General features: G+C 70.7%; 18 protein-coding genes. 8 read left to right on the forward strand and 10 right to left on the reverse strand.

All coding sequences use genetic code 11. The features are described 5' to 3' along the window. Positions 1-6 precede the first annotated feature (6 nt). Positions 7-816, reverse strand: coding sequence for an RDD family protein (locus KE274_RS16150; RefSeq protein WP_211545566.1), 810 nt, complete (start codon positions 814-816; stop codon positions 7-9). Between the two features lie 16 nt (positions 817-832). Between KE274_RS16150 and KE274_RS16155 the strand changes: the two genes are divergently transcribed. Next, positions 833-1,825, forward strand: coding sequence for a stage II sporulation protein M (locus tag KE274_RS16155; RefSeq protein WP_211545567.1), 993 nt, complete (start codon positions 833-835; stop codon positions 1,823-1,825). A gap of 12 nt (positions 1,826-1,837) precedes the next feature. Here KE274_RS16155 and KE274_RS16160 read toward each other — a convergent pair whose 3' ends face one another. The 5 genes from KE274_RS16160 to KE274_RS16180 form a co-directional block, all read right to left on the reverse strand. Next, the gene (locus KE274_RS16160) at positions 1,838-3,145 is read right to left on the reverse strand and encodes a DUF58 domain-containing protein (protein ID WP_211545568.1); all 1,308 of its coding nucleotides are present in this window, start codon (positions 3,143-3,145) and stop codon (positions 1,838-1,840) included. Beyond that, on the reverse strand, positions 3,146-4,069 hold the full coding sequence (locus tag KE274_RS16165; RefSeq protein ID WP_249186570.1) for an AAA family ATPase: 924 nt from the start codon (positions 4,067-4,069) through the stop codon (positions 3,146-3,148). 103 nt (positions 4,070-4,172) lie between these two features. Further along, positions 4,173-5,360 carry a DUF4350 domain-containing protein gene (locus KE274_RS16170; RefSeq protein WP_211545570.1) on the reverse strand — a complete coding sequence of 396 codons (1,188 nt, stop codon included), beginning with the start codon at positions 5,358-5,360 and terminating at the stop codon, positions 4,173-4,175. Continuing rightward, a complete protein-coding gene (locus KE274_RS16175; RefSeq protein ID WP_211545571.1) occupies positions 5,357-5,998 on the reverse strand; it encodes a DUF4129 domain-containing protein in 642 nt (213 codons plus the stop codon). Before KE274_RS16175 ends, KE274_RS16170 begins: the two co-directional genes overlap by 4 nt. Next, positions 5,995-7,368 carry a hypothetical protein gene (locus tag KE274_RS16180; protein WP_211545572.1) on the reverse strand — a complete coding sequence of 458 codons (1,374 nt, stop codon included), beginning with the start codon at positions 7,366-7,368 and terminating at the stop codon, positions 5,995-5,997. Before KE274_RS16180 ends, KE274_RS16175 begins: the two co-directional genes overlap by 4 nt. A gap of 95 nt (positions 7,369-7,463) precedes the next feature. On the opposite strand from KE274_RS16180, the gene mtrA reads away from it, so the two are divergent. The 5 genes from mtrA to hpf all read left to right on the forward strand — a co-directional run bounded on the left by mtrA (position 7,464) and on the right by hpf (position 13,074). Continuing rightward, positions 7,464-8,144 carry an MtrAB system response regulator MtrA gene (mtrA, locus tag KE274_RS16185; protein WP_211545573.1) on the forward strand — a complete coding sequence of 227 codons (681 nt, stop codon included), beginning with the start codon at positions 7,464-7,466 and terminating at the stop codon, positions 8,142-8,144. A 7-nt stretch (positions 8,145-8,151) separates the two neighbouring features. Beyond that, entirely contained in the window at positions 8,152-9,831 is a 1,680-nt protein-coding gene (gene mtrB, locus KE274_RS16190) for an MtrAB system histidine kinase MtrB (protein ID WP_211545574.1), read from the forward strand. Beyond that, a complete protein-coding gene (locus KE274_RS16195) occupies positions 9,828-11,546 on the forward strand; it encodes a GerMN domain-containing protein (RefSeq protein WP_307872239.1) in 1,719 nt (572 codons plus the stop codon). Before mtrB ends, KE274_RS16195 begins: the two co-directional genes overlap by 4 nt. Positions 11,547-11,638: 92 nt before the next feature. Continuing rightward, positions 11,639-12,286, forward strand: coding sequence for a ComF family protein (locus KE274_RS16200; protein WP_211545575.1), 648 nt, complete (start codon positions 11,639-11,641; stop codon positions 12,284-12,286). 131 nt (positions 12,287-12,417) lie between these two features. Continuing rightward, positions 12,418-13,074, forward strand: a complete 657-nt coding sequence (gene hpf / locus KE274_RS16205) for a ribosome hibernation-promoting factor, HPF/YfiA family (protein WP_211545576.1) — start codon at positions 12,418-12,420, stop codon at positions 13,072-13,074. Between the two features lie 64 nt (positions 13,075-13,138). Here hpf and KE274_RS16210 read toward each other — a convergent pair whose 3' ends face one another. Then, complete coding sequence (locus KE274_RS16210; RefSeq protein WP_211545577.1) at positions 13,139-14,461, reverse strand: hypothetical protein; 1,323 nt, start codon at positions 14,459-14,461, stop codon at positions 13,139-13,141. 66 nt (positions 14,462-14,527) lie between these two features. Then, complete coding sequence (locus KE274_RS16215; protein WP_211545578.1) at positions 14,528-15,145, reverse strand: PadR family transcriptional regulator; 618 nt, start codon at positions 15,143-15,145, stop codon at positions 14,528-14,530. 186 nt (positions 15,146-15,331) lie between these two features. Between KE274_RS16215 and secA the strand changes: the two genes are divergently transcribed. Together secA and KE274_RS16225 are read left to right on the forward strand one after the other, a co-directional pair. Next, positions 15,332-18,136, forward strand: a complete 2,805-nt coding sequence (gene secA, locus KE274_RS16220) for a preprotein translocase subunit SecA (RefSeq protein WP_211545579.1) — start codon at positions 15,332-15,334, stop codon at positions 18,134-18,136. 69 nt (positions 18,137-18,205) lie between these two features. Then, positions 18,206-19,432: a pyridoxal phosphate-dependent aminotransferase gene (locus tag KE274_RS16225; RefSeq protein ID WP_211545580.1), complete on the forward strand. Its 1,227-nt coding sequence runs from the start codon at positions 18,206-18,208 to the stop codon at positions 19,430-19,432. Here the strand turns inward: KE274_RS16225 and KE274_RS16230 are convergent. Then, the gene (locus KE274_RS16230) at positions 19,323-20,603 is read right to left on the reverse strand and encodes an AAA family ATPase (RefSeq protein WP_211545581.1); all 1,281 of its coding nucleotides are present in this window, start codon (positions 20,601-20,603) and stop codon (positions 19,323-19,325) included. The two genes, KE274_RS16225 and KE274_RS16230, sit on opposite strands and share 110 nt — an antisense overlap. Further along, positions 20,600-21,220, reverse strand: a complete 621-nt coding sequence (locus tag KE274_RS16235; protein ID WP_211545582.1) for an SAF domain-containing protein — start codon at positions 21,218-21,220, stop codon at positions 20,600-20,602. Before KE274_RS16235 ends, KE274_RS16230 begins: the two co-directional genes overlap by 4 nt. Positions 21,221-21,294 lie beyond the last annotated feature (74 nt).

Genomic DNA, 21,294 nt, shown 5'->3' on the forward strand with positions numbered 1-21,294 from the left:
TGGCCCTCAGAGACCGACGCGGCGTCCCGTCAGGCGCTCCGCCCGGCGGTCGGCGTTCTCCAGTGCGCGGCGTTCCCGCTCGCGCCGCAACACCGTGATGCCCACGAGCACGAGCTCGGCGGGTGCGGCGGGCACGGGGGAGACGAACGGTGTCGCCTCCGCGAGCAGTTCCTGGGCCACGCGCTCCCGGGCGGCGGGCATCATGCGCGGCGCGCTCACCAGGAACTGGGAAATGCGGCGGGCGAGGCGGTCGGGCATCCGCGCGACGTCGGCGATCTGCGCCCATCCCGCCAGCTGCGGTGGTAGAACCGGCGTGTGCCCCGCCAGTCGTGGGGTGCGCACGCGCTGGCTGTAGGTGCCGGCGACGAGATCGCCCAGGCGCTGCGAGCGGGCGGTGAACGCGCCGACCAGCACCGCGACGCCGCCGAAGGTGAGGTAGATCTCGAGCACGCCGAGGAGCGCGCGGATGAAGGCGTGACGGAACCCCGCGGCACCGCCGTCCATGCGCACGATGCGACCGCCCACCGCGAGCTTGCCGAGGCTGCGGCCCTTCAGCGCGACCTCCATCGTGATGGGCAGGACCACGAAGCTCACCACGAGCGCGGCGACGGTGGCGATGCGGTCGGTCGCCTCGTCGAGCACACCGGCGTCGAGCAGCCAGATGCGCAGGAAGATCCACAGCACGAAGACGCCGTAGCCCACGAGCATGTCGATGATCGCTCCCGCGGCCCGCAGCACGAAGCCGACGGGCTGCACGTCGATCGCGACCGCCTCGCCGGAGAGCACCTCGTCGGAGACGTCGATCTGCGCGGACATGAGTACAGTAAATCAGGTGGATGCCGACGCCCTGACCGACGTCCGCCGGTCCGAGTGGGAGCGGCTGGATCAGCTCAGCCGCGCTCGCCTCGACGGTGCAGGGGTCGACGAGCTCATCGTGCGATATCGTGCCGCGTCGGCCGACCTCGCCGAGCTGAAGACCTCGATCGGCGACTCGCCGCAGGGCGCCTACCTCTCGACGATCCTGGTGCGTGCGCGGTTGCGGCTCACGGGTGCGTCCGACAGCATCCTGACGCAGGTGTCGCGCTTCTTCGGGCTCCAGCTTCCCGCCGCGCTCTACCGGCTGCGCTGGACCACGCTGATCATCGCGGTCGCGTTCATCGCGGTGGCCGTGGGGGTCGCGGCCTGGATCGCGAGCGACCCGGCACTGGTCGCGACCCTCGGCGCCCCCGCCGATCTGGAACAGTACGCCGACGAGAGCTTCACCGGCTATTACACCGAGAACCCCGCTGCCGTCTTCATGGGCATGGTGTGGACGAACAATGCCTGGATCGCGATGCAGTGCGTGCTGTTCGGCGTCACGGGCATCTGGCCGATCTACATGCTGCTGCAGAACGCGATCGGCCTCGGCGCGTCCGGGGCGATCATGGCGGCGCACGACAAGGCCGACCTCATGGTGCTGTACATCCTCCCGCACGGCATGCTCGAGATGACCTGCATCTTCGTGGCGGCGGCCGCGGGGCTGCACGTGTTCTGGGCGTGGGTGGCACCGGGGCGCAGGTCCCGCGGCGAGGCACTCGCGGAAGAGGGACGGGCTCTGGCCACGGTCGCGATCGGCCTCGTGTTCGCCCTGTTCCTGTCGGGGCTGGTGGAGGGCTTCGTCACGGGGTGGTCGCTGCCGTGGCCGGTCAAGATCGGCATCGGGGCTGCGGCGCTCGCCGTGTTCCTCGTGTACATGCTCGCGATCGGCAGGCGAGCGTACCGCCGCGGCGAGAGCGGCGACCTCGTGGAGTACGAGGCCGGCACGCCGCGGCTCGTCGCCGGATGAGGACTGCGCCGACTACAGCCGTCCGGCGGCCTTGAGCTCCAGATAGCGGTCGGCGATGCGCGGCGGGAGCGCCTCCGGGTCGGCCGCGATGGCCTCGCCGCCCGCGCGGCGGATCGCGTCGGCGACGTTCTCCGCGTCCCGCAGTGTGCGCTCGGCCGCGGCAGCCACATAGACCTCCTCGCGCGACCCCCGGGCTCGGGCCAGTGCGGCGATCCCGTCGTCGGTGACCGAGCCGACCAGCACCGTCGTCGCGCGGGAGGCGGTCGGGAACGCGCCGAGGAAACCTCGTGCGGACTCGGCCGCATCCTGCGCGGTGAGCGCGACGATCAGCGAGGGGCGCGTGGTCAGGGTACGTACGGCGGCGAAAGCGCTCTGCCAGTCGGTGTCGACGAGGCGCGCGTGCACCGGGGCCATGGCGTCGGTGAGGGCCGGCAGAAGGGCCGCGCCGTCGACGCCGGTGACCCGGGCCCGCACCACGCGGTCGAACATCAGCAGGTGCACGTGGTCGCCCGCCCGCGCGGCGAGAGCCGCGAGCAGGAGAGCGGCCTCGAGGCTCGCGTCGAGGCGGGTGCCGTCGCCCACGCGCGCGGCGGCCGTCCGGCCGGTGTCGACGAGGATGACGACGTGGCGGTCGCGCTCCGGACGCCACGTGCGCAGCATGGTCGTGCCGGCCCTGGCGGTCGCGCGCCAGTCGATCGAGCGCACGTCGTCGCCGCGCACGTACTCGCGCAGCGAGTCGAACTCGGTGCCCTGGCCGCGCACCTGGATGCTCGTGTTGCCGTCGAGTTCGCGCAACCGGGCGAGCCGAGACGGCAGGTGCTTGCGCGAGGCGAACGCAGGGAGCACGCGGATCGCGCCGCGCACGGGGTGGCGTGCCTGTCGCCCCGCGATGCCGAGGGGCCCGCGCGAGCGGATCACCACGAATTCGCTCACGAGCTCGCCGCGCCGCCGAGGGCGCAGCGGGAGCTCCACGCGCCCGCGCTCGCCCGAGGGGACGCGCAGGCGCTGCCGCTCCGGTGGCGCGCCGGCGGTCGGCTGCCAGGCGTCGCGGAGGAGGGCGTCGAGCGTGCGTGATCCGTGGTTGTGCAGAGCGACGCTGACGGGCACCTGCTCTCCCAGTCGCGTTCGTGCGGGCAGTCGCCGGGTGACGGTGACGGTGCGCGGACTCGCCGCCAGCGTCACGTCGAGCGCGACGAGCAGGATGCACAGCCCGAGCCAGCCGCCGAGCACGGCGTACGGCGGCATCCCCGCCAGCCCGGTGAGGACCAGCGGGACGATGCCGACCGCGAGCGCGAGGCCGAGGCGTCCGGTGACGAACACCTAGATCGGCACCCTGGTCTGCTGCACCACGGAGGTGAGCACCGCGTCGGCCGATACCCCCTCCATCTGCGCGTCCGGGCGAAGCTGGAGCCGGTGGCGCCACACGGGCACGAGCATGGTCTGCACGTGGTCCGGGGTCACGGCGGTCGAGGCGTTGAGCCAGGCCCAGGCCTTGGCGGCCGCGAGGAGCCCGGTGGAGGCGCGGGGGCTCGCACCGAGCTCGACGGACGGCGACTGACGCGTGGCCCGTGCGAGGTCGACCACGTAGCCCAGCACGTCGTCCGTCACCTCGACCAGGGCAGCCGCGTGCTGGGCGGCGCGGATCTCGTCGGCCGACACGACGGCCTCGACGCCCGTGAGCTCGCGCGGCGAGAAGCCCTGGGCGTGACGCCGCAGCACCGACACCTCGGCGTCTCGCTCGGGCATGCCGACGACCAGCTTCATCAGGAATCGGTCGAGCTGTGCCTCGGGCAGCGAGTACGTGCCCTCGTGTTCGATCGGGTTCTGGGTCGCGGCGACCAGGAACGGGTCGGGCAGTGTGCGGCTCACACCGTCGGCCGACACCTGGCGTTCTTCCATGGCCTCCAGGAGGGCCGCCTGGGTCTTCGGGGGAGTGCGGTTGATCTCGTCCGCGAGCAGGATGTGCGTGAACACAGGGCCCGCGCGGAAGTCGAACTCGCCGGTTCGCGCGTCGTACACGAGCGAGCCGGTCACGTCGCCCGGCATGAGGTCGGGTGTGAACTGCACGCGCTTGGTGTCCAGGCCCAGCGCCCTGGCGAACGAGCGCACGACCAGGGTCTTGGCGACGCCGGGCACGCCCTCGAGCAGCACGTGGCCGCGCGCGAGCAGCGACACCAGCAGCCCGGTGACGGTGCCCGCCTGGCCGACCACGGCCTTGTCGACCTCGGTGCGGACGCGGTGCATGGCCTGGCGCAGCGCGGCGTCGTCGGTGGGACGGTTGTCGTCGGTCACGGGGTCTCCTCGGCTTCCGGGGTGAGCGGGGGGCGGTCTGGTCGGTGGTGGTGCATCATCCGTCGTCGCTCCGCGGGGTGCGGGTCGTATCCTCGACGGCGGTCTCGAGTTCGTCGAGCTGCCGGGCGAGGGCGATCAGGGCGGCGTCGTCGGTGGGCGGTGCACCGGCGAGCAGCGACTGCAGGGTGCCGCGGGGGATGCGGAGCCGGTCGGCCGCGGCATCGGCGACCTCATCGGGTCCGGCCTGTACGGCGAGTCCGAGGCGCACGGCGAGGCGCCGCCGGGTCCCCTCGCGCAGTGCCTCGGCGGCGTGCGGCGCGTCGGCGGCCTTGGCGGCCAGCCGTGCGCGGCCCAGCATGGTCTCGGAGGCGCGCACGGTCACCGGCAGGGTCTCGGCGACGAGGGGGCCGAAGCGCTGCCCGCGCGCCACGGCCACCGCGAGTCCGGCGGCGAGGAGCAGAAGGATCGCCGGGGTCACCCAGTCGGGCGTGAGGCTGCCGAGGGTATCCGGGGTTGCGGTGCCCTCGAGGTCGGTGTCCTGGAAGGAGGGCACGTACCAGACCACGCGGTCGGTCTGGCCGAGCAGCGCGAGCCCGAGGGCGGCGTTGCCGTTCTCGGCGAGGAAGGCATTGCTGAACAGTTTGGTGCCGTCCACGACCGTGCGGTGGCCGCCGTCGCTGTCGTCCACGAGCACGGCCGCGCCGGTGTCGTCGCCAAAGCACGCCTCCACGCCGCTCGCGGGCGAGAAGAGGCGGTCGGGGCGGATCGTGCCCACTTCGGCGAACTCGGGCGCAGCGCAGTCGGCGGACGTGGCAGCGAGAGAGCTCTGAGCGATCTCGCCCATCTCCAGCTCGCCGAGCAGGTGCGTGCTGGTCGAGAGGAAGACCACGCGCGCGGCGGGGGCGATGAGCTCGGCGACCGCGTCGTCGCTGAGGGTGTACGGGTCGGTCATGACCAGGGTGGTGTCGTCGTCGAGCGCCCCGCGGACGTCGGCACGCGTCCGCGCCACCTCCACCTCGACGCCCCGGTCGCGCAGGATCTCCGCGAGGGCGAGGGCTCCGGTGTCACTGCGGCTCTCCGGGTCGAGGGCTCCGCGGGCACCCGGGCCGCTGGCGGCGAACTGCGAGGCGGCGTAGGCCACGACCACCACGAGGATCCCGATGAGTGCCCAGCCCACGATCGCTCCGGTGCGGCGAGGGCGCCGCTCGGCCGTCGGGGTGCTCGGCGGGATGACGACGGTCATGCCGGCACCGCCTCCGGGCGACGCGCGCGCAGGCGGTCGTCGGTCGCCGCGAGCTCGCGATACCCCTGTTCGGTCGCGGGGTGGCGCAGATACCGCACATCGTCGAAGGCGGCGGCGGCGCGCCGCATCGCGTCGGCCTCGTCGGGGAACACGAGGGTCGCGGACCGTGCGATGGCCTGCGCGGTCGCGCCGGGAGCGGGGTCGATGAGGTCGCGTTCGAGGAGGCTGCGCGCGACAGCTCGATAGCGCAGCACCACGGCCGTGTCCCAGTCGCAGTCGCGCGCGCTGCGTTCTGCGTCCGCCCGCAGCTGTGCCGCGGTGCGGTCGTCGTCGGCGCCGAGCAGATGGGCGTGCCCGCGACGGACGGCGCGCGAGCGGCGGGGGCGTCCCCACACCAGCAGTGCGGTGATCAGGGCGGCCACGATGAGCAGGGTCACGGCGATCAGCGCCACGGGGCCGACGCTCTGCCCGTTGCCGGAGCTGAACAGGTCGGCCAGAAACCGCCCGATGTCGCGCGCGAGCAGATCGAACCAGGTCGGCTTGGCGTCGGCGTAGCGCGGGTTGGAGAGCTCCTCCTCTGCCCAGCGGCGTGCCTCATCGCCGTCGGGGACGAACACGTCGTCGATCCGCCGCATCATGCGGTGCGGTCACCGCCGCCGGGCGCGGTCCAGTCGTCCTCCGGTGCAGGGGCGGGCGCGGGGGCGGGGGCGGGGGGCGGAGCGGGAGCGAAGGCGGGAGGTGCGGCCGGCGTCGCTCCGTACACCGGGGGAGTCGCGGGGGGCGCGGCCGGGTACGGATACGGCTGCGGTGGCGCGCCGTACGCCGGGGGAGTCGCGGGGGACGCGGACGGATACGGATACGGCTGCGGTGCGGCCGGCGGGTACCCGTAGCCCTGCGTCATCATCACGTGCTCCGGCGTCTGGCGCGGCGGTGGGGCGGAGGTGACAGCCCGTGCCGCGTCGACCACGTACGGGTCACCCAGCTGCTCCTCCGTCGCACCGAGGTCGCGGCGCTCGACATAGGAGAGCAGTGTCTGGTCGAGGCCCTCGTAGCGCATGCGGCAGTCGAGGTAGACGAGCACACCGCCCGTGCTCTGCACCACGATCGTGATCGCCTGCAGGATCAGCAGGAGCACCTGCGGGGCCAGGAGTGCGAAGACGAAGCCGATCACGGCGCTGGGCTCGCTGGCACCCGTCGGTGCGATCACGGTGCCGAGCAAGGATGACACCAGGCCCGTCGGAATGCTCACGACCTGCATCGCCAGTCCCATGATGAGGCTGATCAGGAAGGTCACGCCGAACGCCACCCAGAAGCGCCCACGGGTGAGCCGCCACGACCGCACGAACGCGTCGCGGAAGCGTGCGCGCTCCAGCACCAGGATCGAGGGGACGAGCAGCAGCTTGGTGGTCAGCCAGATGGTCAGCGGGATCGCGGCGAGCACGATCAGGATCACCACGAGGACGACGATGCCGACCAGTTCGGGTGTGCCGCCAAGGCCCCCCGCGACGAGGGCAGCGATGATCGCGACCACGATCGCGATACCGCCGAACATCGCGAGCACCGAGAGCGACGCGAATCCGGCCAGCCGCCAGAACGCGGGGAGCATGCGCCGCCAGAGCATGCCGAGTGTGGCCTTCCGCCCGATCGCGGCGTATCCGATGTCGGCCGCCACCACGCCCTGCATCATGGCGGTGAAGGCGATCGACGCGAGCCCGACGACCAGTCCGACGATCACGTTGATGGCGATCGTGCCGGCGAGCACGGCCTCGAAATCGGGCGACGAGGGCGAGACGGTCTCGAGGCGGGAGAACGTGGTGAACAGCACGACGCCCATGACACCCGCGGTCGCGATGACCACCATGAACTGGATGAGGACGGCGAACCCGAACAGAACCTTCGGGTTGTGGCGCAGGGCGGCGAAGGCCTTGCCGAGCAGCATGCCGAACGTCAGCGGATGAAGGGGGATGATCCCCTTCTTCGGGGCTGGGGTCCACGTCTGGCCGCTCACGGGCCTCCCTCCGTCGTGCGCTCCCATCGTGTCATATCCTCGCGGTGAGGCGCAGACCTGCGGACGGCGGTACTCGGTGCCATAAGGTAACAGTTATGACCTCACGCATCCTTGTGGTCGACGACGACACCGCGCTCGCCGAGATGATCGGCATCGTGCTGCGCACGGAGGGCTTCGAGCCGGTGTTCTGCGCGGACGGGGCGCGCGCGGTCGACGAGTGGCGTGCACAGCGTCCCGACCTGGTGCTGCTCGACCTCATGCTGCCCGGCATGGACGGCATCGAGATCTGCACGCGGATCCGGGCGGAGTCGGGCGTGCCGATCATCATGCTCACGGCGCGCAGCGACACTGCCGACGTGGTGCGCGGACTCGAGGTCGGCGCCGACGACTACATGGTGAAGCCCTTCAACCCGAAGGAGCTGGTCGCCCGCATCCGCACCCGGCTGCGTCCGACCCCGCAGGCCACCAGCGAGCAGTTGCGCATCGGCGACCTCACGGTCGACGTCGACGCCCACGAGGTGCGCCGTGGCACCACGCCGATCGCGCTCACGCCGCTGGAGTTCCAACTGCTCGTGGCCCTCGCCTCCAAGCCGCAGCAGGTGTTCTCGCGGGAGATGCTGCTCGAGCAGGTGTGGGGCTACCACTACAAGGCCGATACGCGACTCGTGAACGTGCACGTGCAGCGGCTGCGGGCGAAGGTGGAGCTGGACCCCGACAACCCGAAGATCGTGATGACCGTGCGCGGGGTGGGTTACCGCGCCGGCAGCGTCGTCTAGGCGCACGATGGCCGCCACGACAGCCACCACGGCCGTCGCCGTGCTGCGCGACTGGCGTGGCTGGCCCACCGTGCTCGCGGCACTGTGGCGCCGGTCGCTGCGGTTCCGCACCCTCGCGATCACCCTGGTCGCGACGTCGCTCGCGATCTTCATCACGTGCGTCACGATGGCGCTCGTGATCCAGAACGACCTGTTCCTCTCGCGCAAGAACGTCGCGCTGGAAGACGCCCGCCGCGCTGTCGATCAGGCGCAGAGCATTCTCGATGTGGCCGAGGTGGGCGACGACCCGGCGGCGCTCACCGATCTGTGGAACAGCATCCCCGACACCCTGGCCCGCACCTCCAGCGCCGACCAGCTCGCCGGGTTCAAGATCGAGGACGGATCGGGCGGCGTGCGGTTGAACGGCTTCACCGCGGGTCTCACCGCGAACCTGCTGAGCCCCGAGATCCAGACGCGCGTCGAGGAGATCGACGACCGTCAGGCCTGGCAGTCGGTGGCGCTGCCCGTGGAGGATGGGCGCGAGGTTCCCGGCATCATCGTGGGGCAGCAGCTGCAGGTGCCCGAGGCCGGGCCGTTCGCCATCTACTTCGCCTACGACCTGGGCGACGCCGACCAGACGCTCGTGTTCGTGCAGCGCACGCTCTGGATCGCGGGGATCGGCCTGGTCGCCATCGTCGCGGCGATCTCGTGGATCGTGCTGCGGACCGTGTCCACGCCGATCGTGCAGGCCGCGGAGACCAGCGCACGCCTCGCGGCCGGCGATCTCGGTGTGCGGCTGGAGGTGCACGGCGAGGACGAGCTGGCCACGCTCGGCCGGTCGTTCAACGCCATGGCCGACAGCATCGAGGCGCAGATCAAGGAGCTCGGGGAGTTGTCGATGGTGCAGCAGCGCTTCGTGTCCGACGTGTCGCACGAGCTCCGCACCCCGCTGACGACGATCCGTCTCGCGGCCGACATGCTCAACGATCACCGCGACGAGTTCGACGCCACCACCGCCAGGGCCACCGAGCTGCTGCACGCGCAGGTGCAGCGCTTCGAGACCCTGCTCTCCGATCTGCTGGAGATCAGCCGGTACGACGCCGGTTCGGTGCAGCTCGAATTGGAGGCGACGAGTCTCGCGCATCTGGCGGAGGACGTCATCGAGCAGATGCGGCCGCTCGCCGACGGGCACGGCTCGGAGCTGCGGCTGGTGGCGCCGGGCGGCTATTCGCCGGTGGACATGGACCCGCGCCGGGTGCGTCGGGTACTGCGCAACCTGATCGGCAATGCGATCGAGCACGGCGAGGGCCGGCCGATCGTGGTCACGGTCGACAGCAACCAGCACGCGGTGGCGGCGGGCGTGCGCGACTTCGGCCTCGGGATGGACCCGGCCGACGCGGAGCGCGTGTTCGACCGCTTCTGGCGCGCCGACCCCTCACGGCAGCGCACGATCGGAGGCACGGGCCTCGGGCTCTCGATCGCGCTGGGCGACGCGACCCTCCACGGCGGTACGCTCGCGGTGTGGTCCGAGCTGGGTGTCGGGTCGAACTTCGTGCTCACGATCCCGCGGCACGACGGCGTGCTCGACGGTCCGAGCCCGGTCCCGGTGGAGCCCCAGGAGCCGCTTGCGGAGTTGGGTGACGCCACGCAGCCGATCTCGATCACGGAGATGTACTCGGAGCTGCTCGAGGGGAGGGAGGAATCGTGAGCGCACGCACCTCCCGCCGCGTCGCGCTCGCCGCGGGCCTGAGCGTTCTGGCCATGCTGCTTCCCGCGTGCGCCGGCCTGCCCACCAGCGGCGACGTCGCCGTGGGGCTCGTGCTCGGCGAGTCTCCGCAAGACGTGGATGTGCTGCCCGTCGCGTCGGGTCCGATCGCGGGCGCGGGGCCGGAGGAGATCGTCGAGGGCTTCCTGGAGGCGGGCATCACCACCTCCGACAACTGGGAGACCGCGCGGGAGTTCCTCGCGCCGTCGCTGAAGCGCAGCTGGGCGCCCTCGGCGGGCGTCTCGATCGACGCGGGACCGGAGGCGCGCACGCTGTCGTCCACGGTGCCCGAGGACGAGGTCGAGGAGGCGGACACCGCCGAGGTGCAGGTGCAGCTCGACCTGGTCGCGAGCGTCGACGGAGCCGGCGCCTACAGCAACGCGCCCGGCGACTCCCGCGTCCCGTTCACGCTCGAGCGCATGGACGACGGAGAGTGGCGCATCACCCAGGCCCCGGACGGCGTGGTGATCGACGAGACGCGGTTCCCGCGGGTGTTCGAGGGGTATCCGTTGCAGTGGTTCGACGCCTCGTGGTCGCGTCTGGTCCCGGACATGCGGTGGTTCCCCCGGCGGCAGAGCCCTGCGACGACGGTGACGCAGGCGCTCGTGAGCGGGACGCCGTCGGAGTGGCTCGATCCTGCGGTGCAGACCGCGTTCCCCGCCGATGTGCAACTCGCGCAGGACGCGGTGGTGATCACGGGGCAGGTCGCCGAGGTCGCCTTGACCCGGTCGGCATCCGGGCTCGACCAGACCACCCTCGCCCGGATGCGCACGCAGCTCCAGTCGACGCTCAAGGCCGCGGGGGTCAACGTCACGCAGGTGCGGTTCAACGTCGACGGCAGAGCCCTCGACGCGGGGGTCGTGGAGCTCGCCGGAACCCCGGCCGACGTCGGCACGCTCGTGCTGCAGAACGGTGCGTTCGGCCGGATCGTGGGTGACGAGATCTCGCCGATCCCGGACATCAGCGAGCAGATCCTGGCGATCGATCAGCCGATCCGTGCGATCGACGTCGGCGTCGACGATTCCGCCGCGGTGGTGCAACTCGACGACGGCCACGTGTACCGGGTGGCGAAGTCCGGCCGAGACGAGCTGGACGCCCGCCCCGGTCTGGTGGAACCGTCGCTCGACCCCTATGGCTACGCGTGGTCGGTGCCGGAGAGCGCCCCCCAGGCGGTGCAGGCGTCCGGCAGCGACGCCGCGCCGCACGGCGTGGCGAACGCGTGGCCCACTGCCTCGTCGATCTCCGACATTCGCGTGGCGGCGGACGGAGCGAGAGTTGCGGCCGTGATCGTGGTCGGCGGGCAGCGCTGGGTCGTGGTGGCCGCGATCGTGCGGGACTCGGCGGGCGTGCCGACCGAGCTGGGCGACGTCATGCCGCTGTTCCAGCTGCCCGAGCCGTCGACCGGCCTCGTGTGGCTCGGACCGGACCGGCTCGCGGTGCTCGCCTCGCCGAGCAGCCCGCGGCTGGTGACGCAGGTGGTCGGCGGTCCCGGGGCGTCGGAGACGGCACCCGTGGACGCGATCTCCGTCTCGGGCGCGCGCACACCGGCGGGAGTGCGCATCCTCGGATCCTCCGGACAGCTGTACGCCCACGCGGGCTCGGCGTGGCGCGAGGTGACGGAGGGCATCACCGTCCTCGCGACCCGCGCGGGGGAGTGACTGCTCCTGCACGATGACGAGTCGCGCGCGCACGTGCACGTGTCGCGCGGTCGCGGCGCCCGCTCGCAGGTGCCTCCGGACACGATGGACGCATGCCTGCTCCCGCGTTCCTCCGTGCCGTCGCTCGCGAAGCGGCGGCCCTGCTGTTGGCCGCGGTCTGCGCGGGGTGCGGCCTCACCGGCACGCTGCTGTGCGACGCGTGCCGGTCGGAGCTGACGCCCGTTCCGCGACGGCTGCGCACGCCGGAAGGGCGCAGCTGCCACGTGGCTCTGCGCTACGAGGGGGTGGCGGCGCGATGCCTCCGTCGACTCAAGGACGACGGCGAGACGTGGCTCGCGCGTCCCTTCGGCGTCGCACTGGCGCCCGTCCTCGGGCGGTTGGCGACACGTGGCGTCGTGGTGGTCCCGGTTCCGACCTCGCGACGTTCCTTCCGTCGTCGCGGGTACCGCGTGCCCGAGCTGCTCGTCCGATACGCCGGTGCGACGCCGGTGCGCGTGCTGAGGTGGGCGCGGGCGCCGGGGGATCAGCGTGGTCTGGGGGCGGCGCAGCGGCGGGCGAACGTCAGCGGCGCGATGCGCGCCGTGGCGCCGGGTCACGGTGTGCGCGCGGTCGTGGTCGACGACGTGGTCACGACCGGGGCGACCGCCGATGAGGCCGTGCGGGCGCTCCGGGCGGCCGGATTCGACGTGATCGCGGTCGTCGCGCTCGCCGCCACGCCGGTGCACACCGGATACGGATGAGGTTCATCGCAGACTCACCGGAGACACAGGGACTCCACCCGTGACATCCGCTCCCGACCGGACTACGGTGGGGTGTCACAAGGCGACCACGGTCCGCCCTTGGCCGGGAGGACCGGGACAAGGAGGCAGCAATGGAAACGAGTATCGTCGGCGTCGGGGTGGGTATCACCGATCGCTTCCGCACCGTCGTCGAAGAGAAGATCGCCAAGATCGAGACTCTCGCAGCCAAGGCGCAACGCCTGGACGTCAAGGTCACCCACCGCGTGTATCGCAACGGCCGCGTTCCCGATGAGACGGTCGAGCTCACGCTGATCGGAAAGGGGCCCGTCGTCCGCGCCGAGGCCGTCGACGGAGACAAGTTCGTGGCGCTCGACCTCGCGGTCGACAAGATGACAGAGCAGCTGCGCCGGGCGAAGGAGAAGCGCGTCGATGGGCGTCAGCATCCGCGCGGCCCGCACTTCGAGAAGGGGAGTGGATCCCTCGAGGGCATCGATGTCCAGCCGGCATCCGTCGAGGTGCTGCACGCCGTCGCGACCGGCAGCATCCCTGTGCAGAACGACGAGGAGGAGAACTACTCGCCCGTCGTCATCCGCACCAAGAGCTTCGACGCGGAGTGGATGACGGTGGAGGAGGCGGTCGACCGGATGGAGCTCGTCGGGCACGACTTCTTCCTCTTCGTCGATGCCCGCACCGACCACCCGAGCGTCGTGTACCGCCGCAAGGGCTGGGACTACGGCGTCATCGCCCTGAGCACGCAGGCTCCGCCCGCGGAGGCACTCGCTTCCTGACACTGGATACGCAAACGGCCCGATCCTTTCCGGATCGGGCCGTTTCGCATGGTGGGTCGAGGCGTCAGTCGAAGATGCCGTCGAGGATGCTGCCGATCACCAGGCCGCCGAGGATGCCGGAGGCGAGGTCGCCGCCACCCATGCCGCCGCGTCGCGGACCGCCGCCCCAGCCACCGCCCCAGTCCTGATCCTGCGGGCGGGACGAGTCGATGTCCCGCTGCGCGAGCTGCAGCGCTTCGGCCGCGAGGTGCGCCACACGTCGGGCCTGCAGGAGCGCGGCCTCCCTGGTGTCCTCGGCGGGAAGGAGGTCGCTCAGGTCGACGCGCAGCCTCTCCGCCTCGGCGAGGCGCGTGCGCGCATCGGCACCGATCCATCCGCGGTGGCCGGCGATCAGGCCGCGGGCGACGCCGAGCTGGCGGTCGGCGTCGTCGATCGCGTGCTGCACCTGAGCGATCGAGGGGAGCGGGTTCTCGGCGCGGTGCCTGGCCTTGGCGATCGCTTCGTCGAGCGCGGAATTGGCGTCCCGCAGACGCGACAGCTCCGCGAACGGGTCGTTGGGCTGGCCGGACGGGGTCAGGGAGGCGAGCGCTGCCTGCAACGCGGACACCGCTTCGGCGACCGCGGGCACGGCCGGTGCATTACGGGCGGCGATCAGGTCGCTGCGGGAGTCGGCGATCACTTCGGCGAGCGTGGACTCGGCCCGAAGCGCCTCGATCTCGAAGTCCTCGACCGCGTCGAGAAGCGCGGCGGCGCGGCGGGTGGCCTCCGTCGCGGTTTCCAGAGCGAGGTTGGCCTCCTCGTTCTGCTTCGCCTCGCGGCGGCGCTCCGAGATGTCCGCGCTGTGGGTGGCGAAGCGGATCAGCTGCTGCGCCTCGGCGGCGCTCGCAGTGATCTGGTGCATCGCGGAGTCGGCGTACCGCGCGGACAGTCGGGCGACCGTCTCATCGGTCTGGGGGATGCGCGCGGAGAGGGCATCGGCGTCCGCGCGCACCTGGGCGATGATCTGCGGTGCGCGGCGCACCTTCGCCACCGACTCCGCGAGAACGGCGGTCTTCTCGTCGAGGAGGTCTTCGGCCCACTCGCAGAGCTGGAGGATGCGCGCGTTGCGGGTGCGGAGCTCCTCGGCCGTGTCGGGGATCTCGTCGTGGTTGAGCTGGTGGAGCTGGAAGGCCTCCCGCAGGTGCGTGCGCACGGAGGTGAGAGCGGCTTTGAGGTCGGCCGTCAGGGATTCGCCCAGTTCGGCCTCGGCGAAGACGAGCTCGTCGGCGGTCGTGCGGATGCGCTCGTCGGCTCCGACGAGGGCCTGCTCCGCTCGCCGGGCGAGATCGGCGTCCTGAGCGGCGAGCTCTTCCTGTTCGCGTTTGCGCTTACCCCAAAATCCAGCCATGAGGCGATCCTAGTTTCCCCGGTGGTCGCGCGGGCTGAGCATCCGCTCCGGGCGAACGGGATCCGCTCAGGCGACGGGTTCCGGCTGACGCGGCTCGGTGGCTCGGGCGGGGCGACCGCGCTTGGGTCTCTCGGTAGCCAGACCGAGTGCGAGCTGGGGGTGGGGATGGGCGGCGAGGCGTCGTTCGGTGTGCTCCAGCCAGCGCACCTCGGCCTCGGCGGCGAAGATCATGGAGTCGGTCACGAGCGACCAGGCGAGGGCCTCGGCGCCGTCGGGGTCGCCGTGAGCGAAGGCGGCGTCGCGCAGGGTCTCGAGCCTCCGCGCCGAGGCTTCGCGCTGCGCGCGGATGACGTCGGCGGCGTCGATCCCGGGCAAGGTCGCGGCCACCGCGACCTTCACGGCGAGCTCTTCGCGCGTCGGCTGGGCGCGTTCCACGGGCGATGCCAGCCACCGAGCCGCCTCCGCGGAGCCGTCGGCGGTGATCCGCCAGTACACGTGCCCGTGTTCGTCTGCCTCTCCGCGCTGCACCAGGCCGTCGCGCTCGAGTCGTTCCAGCGTGTTGTAGATCTGGCCGACGTTGAGCGTCCACGTCGACCCCGTCCGCCGGGCGAACTCGTGGCGCAGCTGATATCCGTAGCAGGGCCCCTGGTCGAGGATGGCGAGCAGGCTGTGACGGACGGACATCGCCCGGCTCCTCTCTGTGGCGGACGGAAGGCATGCCGAGTATATGCATGCCCGGCAACACTCCGGCGGTGCGCCGCGTTATCCCGTGCAGGCGACGCGCAGGTCACAGACCGGTAACATGGCAAAGTATGCCTGGCGATCGCCTCTCGGCGGCCGGCAAGGACCCAATGACAGGGAGAGACATCCGTGGCCAATCCTCTTGAGAAGCTGCTGCGCGCCGGTGAAGGACGAATCATCCGTCGCCTCAATCAGGTGGTCAAGGCCGTCAATGCCCTCGAAGACGACATCTCGAAGCTCACCGACGACGAGCTCCGCAACGAGACCGCAGAGCTTCGCGCCCGCTACGAGAAGGGTGAGACCCTCGACCAGCTCATGCCGGAGGCGTTCGCGGCGGTGCGCGAAGCGGCCAAGCGGACCCTCGGCATGCGTGCGTATGACGTGCAGATCATGGGTGGCGCGGCGCTTCATCTCGGCAACATCGCCGAGATGAAGACCGGTGAGGGCAAGACACTGGTCGCCACCTTCCCCGCCTACCTCAACGCCATCGCCGGCAAGGGCGTGCACGTCATCACCGTGAACGACTTCCTCGCGAACTACCAGGCCGAGCTGATGGGGCGCGTGTACCGTGCCCTCGGCATGACCACGGGCATCATCGTCTCCGGGCAGACTCCGGCGGTGCGGCGCGAGCAGTACGCCGCCGACATCACCTACGGCACGAACAACGAGTTCGGCTTCGACTACCTGCGCGACAACATGGCGTGGCGCAAGGAGGACCTCGTCCAGCGCGAGCACTTCTTCGCGATCGTCGACGAGGTCGACTCGATCCTGATCGACGAGGCGAGGACGCCGCTCATCATCTCCGGCCCCTCGTCGGGGGAGGCCAACCGCTGGTTCGCGGAGTTCGCGAAGATCGCCCGCACCCTCGAAGCCGGGGTCGACTACGAGGTCGACGAGAAGAAGCGCACTGTGGGCGTGCTCGAGCCCGGTATCGAGAAGGTCGAGGACTACCTCGGCATCGACAACCTCTACGAGTCGGCGAACACGCCACTCATCTCGTTCCTCAACAACTCGATCAAGGCGCTCGCGCTGTTCAAGCGCGACACCGATTACGTCGTCATGAACGACGAGGTCATGATCGTCGACGAGCACACCGGGCGCATCCTGGTCGGCCGCCGCTACAACGAGGGCATCCACCAGGCCATCGAGGCCAAGGAGGGCGTGCCAGTCAAGGCGGAGAACCAGACGCTGGCGACGGTCACGCTGCAGAACTACTTCCGCCTGTACGAGAAGCTCGCGGGCATGACCGGTACGGCCGAGACCGAGGCCGCGGAGTTCATGTCCACCTACAAGCTCGGCGTCATCCCGATCCCGACGAACAAGCCGATGATCCGCAAGGACCAGGCCGACCTGGTCTATAAGAACGAGACGGCCAAGTTCGCGCAGGTCGTCGAGGACATCGCGGAGCGTCACGCCGCGGGGCAGCCGGTGCTGGTCGGTACCGTCAGCGTGGAGAAGAGCGAGTATCTGTCGCGTCTGCTCGCAAAGAAGGGCATCAAGCACGAGGTCCTGAACGCGAAGAACCACGCGCGCGAGGCCGAGATCGTGGCGCGTGCCGGTCGCCTCGGTGCCGTCACGGTCGCCACCAACATGGCCGGTCGCGGTACCGACATCATGCTCGGCGGCAACGCGGAGTTCCTGGCGGTGCAGGAGCTCAAGGGGAAGGGCCTGGACCCGGTCGAGACCCCCGAGGAGTACGAGGTCGCGTGGGATGAGACCTACGAGGCCATGAAGGCCGTGGTGGCCGAGGAGGCTGCCAAGGTCATCGAGGCCGGGGGACTGTATGTCCTGGGTACCGAGCGGCACGAGTCCCGTCGCATCGACAACCAGCTGCGCGGTCGTTCCGGCCGTCAGGGCGACCCCGGTGAGAGCCGGTTCTACCTGAGCCTCACGGACGACCTGATGCGGCTGTTCCAGTCCGGTGCGGCCGAAGCGATCCTGGCGCGCACGAACTTCCCCGACGATGTGCCGATCGAGTCCGGGCTGGTGTCTCGGGCGATCCGTAGCGCCCAGTCCCAGGTCGAGGCGCGCAACGCCGAGATGCGCAAGAACGTCCTCAAGTACGACGACGTGCTGAACCGCCAGCGCGAGGCGATCTACGCCGACCGTCGGCACATCCTGCAGGGCGATGACATCGCCGACCGCGTGCAGCACTTCATCGAGGACGCCATCAGCGGCGTCGTGCGCGACCACACCGGCGAGGGCCACAACGAGAGCTGGGACTTCGACGCGCTGTGGACCGAGCTGAAGACGCTCTACCCCGTCGGGGTCACCATCGACGAGGTCGTCTCCGAGGCGGCGGGCCGAAAGGGCGGCATCACGGCGGAGGGCCTCACGCGTGAGCTGCTGTCCGACGCGAAGATCGCCTACGAGAAGCGTGAGGAATCGCTCGGCGAGGCGGCCACGCGAGAGCTCGAACGCCGCGTGGTGCTGCAGGTGCTCGACCGTCGCTGGCGCGACCACCTCTACGAGATGGACTACTTGAAGGACGGCATCGGCCTGCGCGCGATGGCGCAGCGCGACCCGCTGATCGAGTACCAGCGCGAGGGCTACGCCATGTTCCAGTCGATGATGGGACAGATCAAGGAGGAGTCGGTCGGCTACCTCTACAACCTCGAGGTCGAGGTGCGTCGTGTCGGGGATGCACAGACTGCCGAGGTCGAGGCGAAGGGGCTCGCCACCGATGGGGGAGAGCAGCGCCTCGAGTACTCCGCCGCGAACGACGCCGGTGAGGTCGAGGTGCGCAACGACCGGGGGCAGGTGCAGCAGGCGGCAACCGATCGGCTGCGTCAGGCGGCTGCCCAGGCTCAGGCTTCGCAGGCCGCGCCTGAAGCAGAGGCGCCGCGTGGCGCGTTCGGTCAGCGGACCGAGGCTCCCGCTCCCGCCGCGGGCAACCGCGAGCAGCGCAGGGCGCAGAGCAAGAAGAAGAAGTAGCCCTTCGAGGGCAAAGGGAGGGCCAGTCCGTGCGGATTGGCCCTCCTTTCGTCCCTGTAGGCTTGATCGATGACACCATCGCGCACCTTCGACCAGTCGTCGAAGCTCAAGAACGTCCTGTACGAGATTCGCGGAAACGCCCTCGTCGAGGCGGCGCGGCTGGAGGCAGAGGGCCACCGGATCCTCAAGCTCAACACGGGCAACCCTGCGATCTTCGGCTTTGATGCGCCCCATCAGATCGTGCACGACATGCTGGCCGCGCTTCCCACCGCGCACGGCTACAGCGACAGCAAGGGGATCATCTCGGCACGACGGGCCGTGGTGAGCCGGTACGAGCAGGTCGAAGGCTTCCCGCGGTTCGACCCCGACGATGTGTACCTCGGCAACGGCGTGTCCGAGCTGATCACGATGACCATGCAGGCGCTGCTCGACGAGGGAGACGAGGTGCTGATCCCGGCTCCCGACTACCCGCTGTGGACGGCCATGACGAGCCTCGCAGGGGGCACGCCCGTGCACTACGTCTGCGACGAGGACGACGGGTGGCAGCCCGACCTGGAGGACATCCGGTCGAAGATCACTCCGCGCACCAAGGCGATGGTCATCATCAACCCCAACAACCCCACGGGTGTGGTCTACTCTCGCGCGGTGCTCGAGGGGTTGGTGCAGATCGCCAGGGAGAACCAGCTGCTTCTTCTGTCGGACGAGATCTACGACCGCATCCTGTTCGACGACGCCGTGCACATCCCCACAGCGACCCTGGCGCCCGACCTTCTGTGCCTCACGTTCAACGGCCTGTCGAAGACGTACCGCGTCGCGGGCTACCGCTCCGGGTGGATGGTCATCACGGGGCCGCAGGATCACGCCAAGGGGTTCATCGAGGGCATCACGCTGCTGGCCTCGACCCGTCTGTGCCCGAACGTGCCGGCGCAGCACGCCGTGCAGGCTGCGCTCTCCGGCGTGCAGTCGATCGATGCGCTGATCGCACCGACCGGCCGGCTGCACGAGCAGCGCGACATCGCCTGGGAGGGTCTGGAGGCGATCCCCGGTGTGTCGTGCGTGAAGCCACAGGGGGCGCTCTACGCCTTCCCGCGTCTCGACCCGAACGTGCACGAGATCCGTGACGACGCGAAGCTGGTGTACGACCTGCTGGTGTCGGAACACATCCTGCTTGTGCAGGGCACAGGGTTCAACTGGCAGAGCCCCGATCACCTGCGCCTGGTGACCCTGCCAGAGCCGCGAGTGCTGAGCGAAGCCGTCGAGCGACTGGGGAACTTCCTTTCGAGCTACCGCCAGTAGCCGGGGCGACGGCAGGAGCCGGCGACAGGGAGACCGCGAATCGACGGACGGCCGCCACCAGCGCCGAACGTGGGGTGAGGTCGGCCATGGGTCGCGCGTGGAGCAAGGCCGAATCCGCGGCACGCTGATCGAACGGCAGGAACGCGACGTCGGTGATTCCGGCGAATCGTTCCAGGGTGCGCCGCACCTGCCCGCGCGCGTCGATGCCGAGAGGGCCCGGCCGCACGGCGTTCACCACCACCTTGATGGGCGTCGGGCCGACGAGGCGTCGCACCTCCGCGTGGTCGCGGAGGAAGCGGCTGATGCCCACCGGATCCGCTCCCGCGACGGCGACGATCAGATCGGACTCGCTGAGCACCGCGGCGGTCGCGGCGTGCCGGCGGGGACCGACCAGGTCGTAGGTGGCTTCGTCGTCAGCGTCGATCGCGGCGGCGACGTCGACCACGGTCTCTTCCGACCACTCGCGGCATGCTCGCAGCGCCGCGTCCAGCCGGGGGGCGGCGAGCTCCGGCCATCGACTCGGACGATTGATGCCGCCGAGCACGTCGAACTCCACGCCTCCGGCACGGACGCGTGTCGCCAGCCGGGACAGTTCCGCACCATCGAGGACACCGGACTCCGCGCGTCGGCAGGCGGCCGCGATCCCGGGGGCATCGTCGCCGAGGCCGAGCAGAAGCGCGAGTGAGGGCGCGACCGTGTCGGCGTCGACGAGAGCCGTGCGCCGCCCCGTGCGCGCGAGCTCCACCGCCAGCTGGATCGCGACCGTGGAGCGGCCTGGTGCGCCGTGCGGCCCCCACACGGCGGTGATGCGGTGCGGCGAGACCGAGCCGGGAACGGCGGTAGCCCGAGAAGCATCGGTCGACAACGCTGCTACCACCTCCCAGGCCGGCGCGTCGGTGCGCAGTGCCGTGGGGAGGCCGAGGCGGGTGAGAAGTCTGCTGTCGGAGTCGCCCAGAGTGACGATTCGAACCCCGCCGCGATCGCACGCGGCGATCAGCTCGGGGGTCAGAGCATCACGCGTGGCCGGGACGATCACCGCCTCGACGCCCGGGTGAAGGTGAGCCAGCGCGTCGGAGGCAGTTCCGACCGCGACGGCATCCACCCCCTCCAGGAGTAGTTCGGCTGTCAGTTGATCCGCCCGAGGTTCCGGGATCGCGACCAGAACGGTCACGAGCCCGCACCGACGGGGATCACGGACAGCGCCGCCCCGCTTGTGACCGCGGCAAGGACGTCGGCGACGTCGGCGCGGTCGACGACCAACTCCACCCTCGTGCCGCTCTCCGCCAACATGCCGTCCTTCTCAAGCACCGCGCGGACGACGGCGTCCTCGACCAGGATGCGAGGAGCCTCGAAGGATCTCCCGTCGTCGCGAGCGGCGGCCTGCCACACCTCGATGCTCGTCCCCGCTCCGACGGTCTGAGGGATCGTGGGCGTCGTCTCGATCACCACCGTCGTCGTGCTGCTCTCCTCAGCGTCTGCCACTGCCGAGCGGGGGAGCAACTCGCCCTTCTCGAGCGTGCGCGTCGAGACCTGTCCTGGCCGAAGGCGGGCGGGGCTCACGTAGCGGTCGGCGAGCATGCCCAGGCCGACCTGCGCCACCTCGAAGTCGTCAGGCGTGAGGGTCTCTCCGCGGGCGATGGTGCGTCGCGCCTCAAGCAACGGCTCGGCGCGATCCGACGCCGTGACGAGCAGCCAGACACCGGTGATGGAGACGAGGACGAGGGCGATGCCGACCAGGAAGCGCAGGTCGGCGCGGAATGCCCGCCGGGGACGGGAGTGGGATGCCATGGCGATATCGTCACAGAACGGGCCCGACGGTCCGGCGAGTTATCCACATGCGAGCGACCGTGGTCGCCGCCACC

Origin of the sequence: Microbacterium paraoxydans (assembly GCF_018224615.1) — a bacterium.
GTDB classification, from domain to species: domain Bacteria; phylum Actinomycetota; class Actinomycetes; order Actinomycetales; family Microbacteriaceae; genus Microbacterium; species Microbacterium paraoxydans_B.

Excerpts from the sequence above, each read along its gene's own strand:
- KE274_RS16235 (WP_211545582.1), bottom strand. The coding sequence starts at position 21,220 with ATGGCATCCCACTCCCGTCCCCGGCGGGCATTCCGCGCCGACCTGCGC.
- KE274_RS16225 (WP_211545580.1), top strand. The coding sequence starts at position 18,206 with ATGACACCATCGCGCACCTTCGACCAGTCGTCGAAGCTCAAGAACGTC.
- mtrA (WP_211545573.1), top strand. The coding sequence starts at position 7,464 with ATGACCTCACGCATCCTTGTGGTCGACGACGACACCGCGCTCGCCGAG.
- KE274_RS16200 (WP_211545575.1), top strand. The coding sequence starts at position 11,639 with ATGCCTGCTCCCGCGTTCCTCCGTGCCGTCGCTCGCGAAGCGGCGGCC.
- KE274_RS16165 (WP_249186570.1), bottom strand. The coding sequence starts at position 4,069 with ATGCACCGCGTCCGCACCGAGGTCGACAAGGCCGTGGTCGGCCAGGCG.
- KE274_RS16210 (WP_211545577.1), bottom strand. The coding sequence starts at position 14,461 with ATGGCTGGATTTTGGGGTAAGCGCAAACGCGAACAGGAAGAGCTCGCC.
- mtrB (WP_211545574.1), top strand. The coding sequence starts at position 8,152 with ATGGCCGCCACGACAGCCACCACGGCCGTCGCCGTGCTGCGCGACTGG.
- KE274_RS16215 (WP_211545578.1), bottom strand. The coding sequence starts at position 15,145 with ATGTCCGTCCGTCACAGCCTGCTCGCCATCCTCGACCAGGGGCCCTGC.
- KE274_RS16150 (WP_211545566.1), bottom strand. The coding sequence starts at position 816 with ATGTCCGCGCAGATCGACGTCTCCGACGAGGTGCTCTCCGGCGAGGCG.
- KE274_RS16170 (WP_211545570.1), bottom strand. The coding sequence starts at position 5,360 with ATGACCGTCGTCATCCCGCCGAGCACCCCGACGGCCGAGCGGCGCCCT.
- KE274_RS16175 (WP_211545571.1), bottom strand. The coding sequence starts at position 5,998 with ATGATGCGGCGGATCGACGACGTGTTCGTCCCCGACGGCGATGAGGCA.
- hpf (WP_211545576.1), top strand. The coding sequence starts at position 12,418 with ATGGAAACGAGTATCGTCGGCGTCGGGGTGGGTATCACCGATCGCTTC.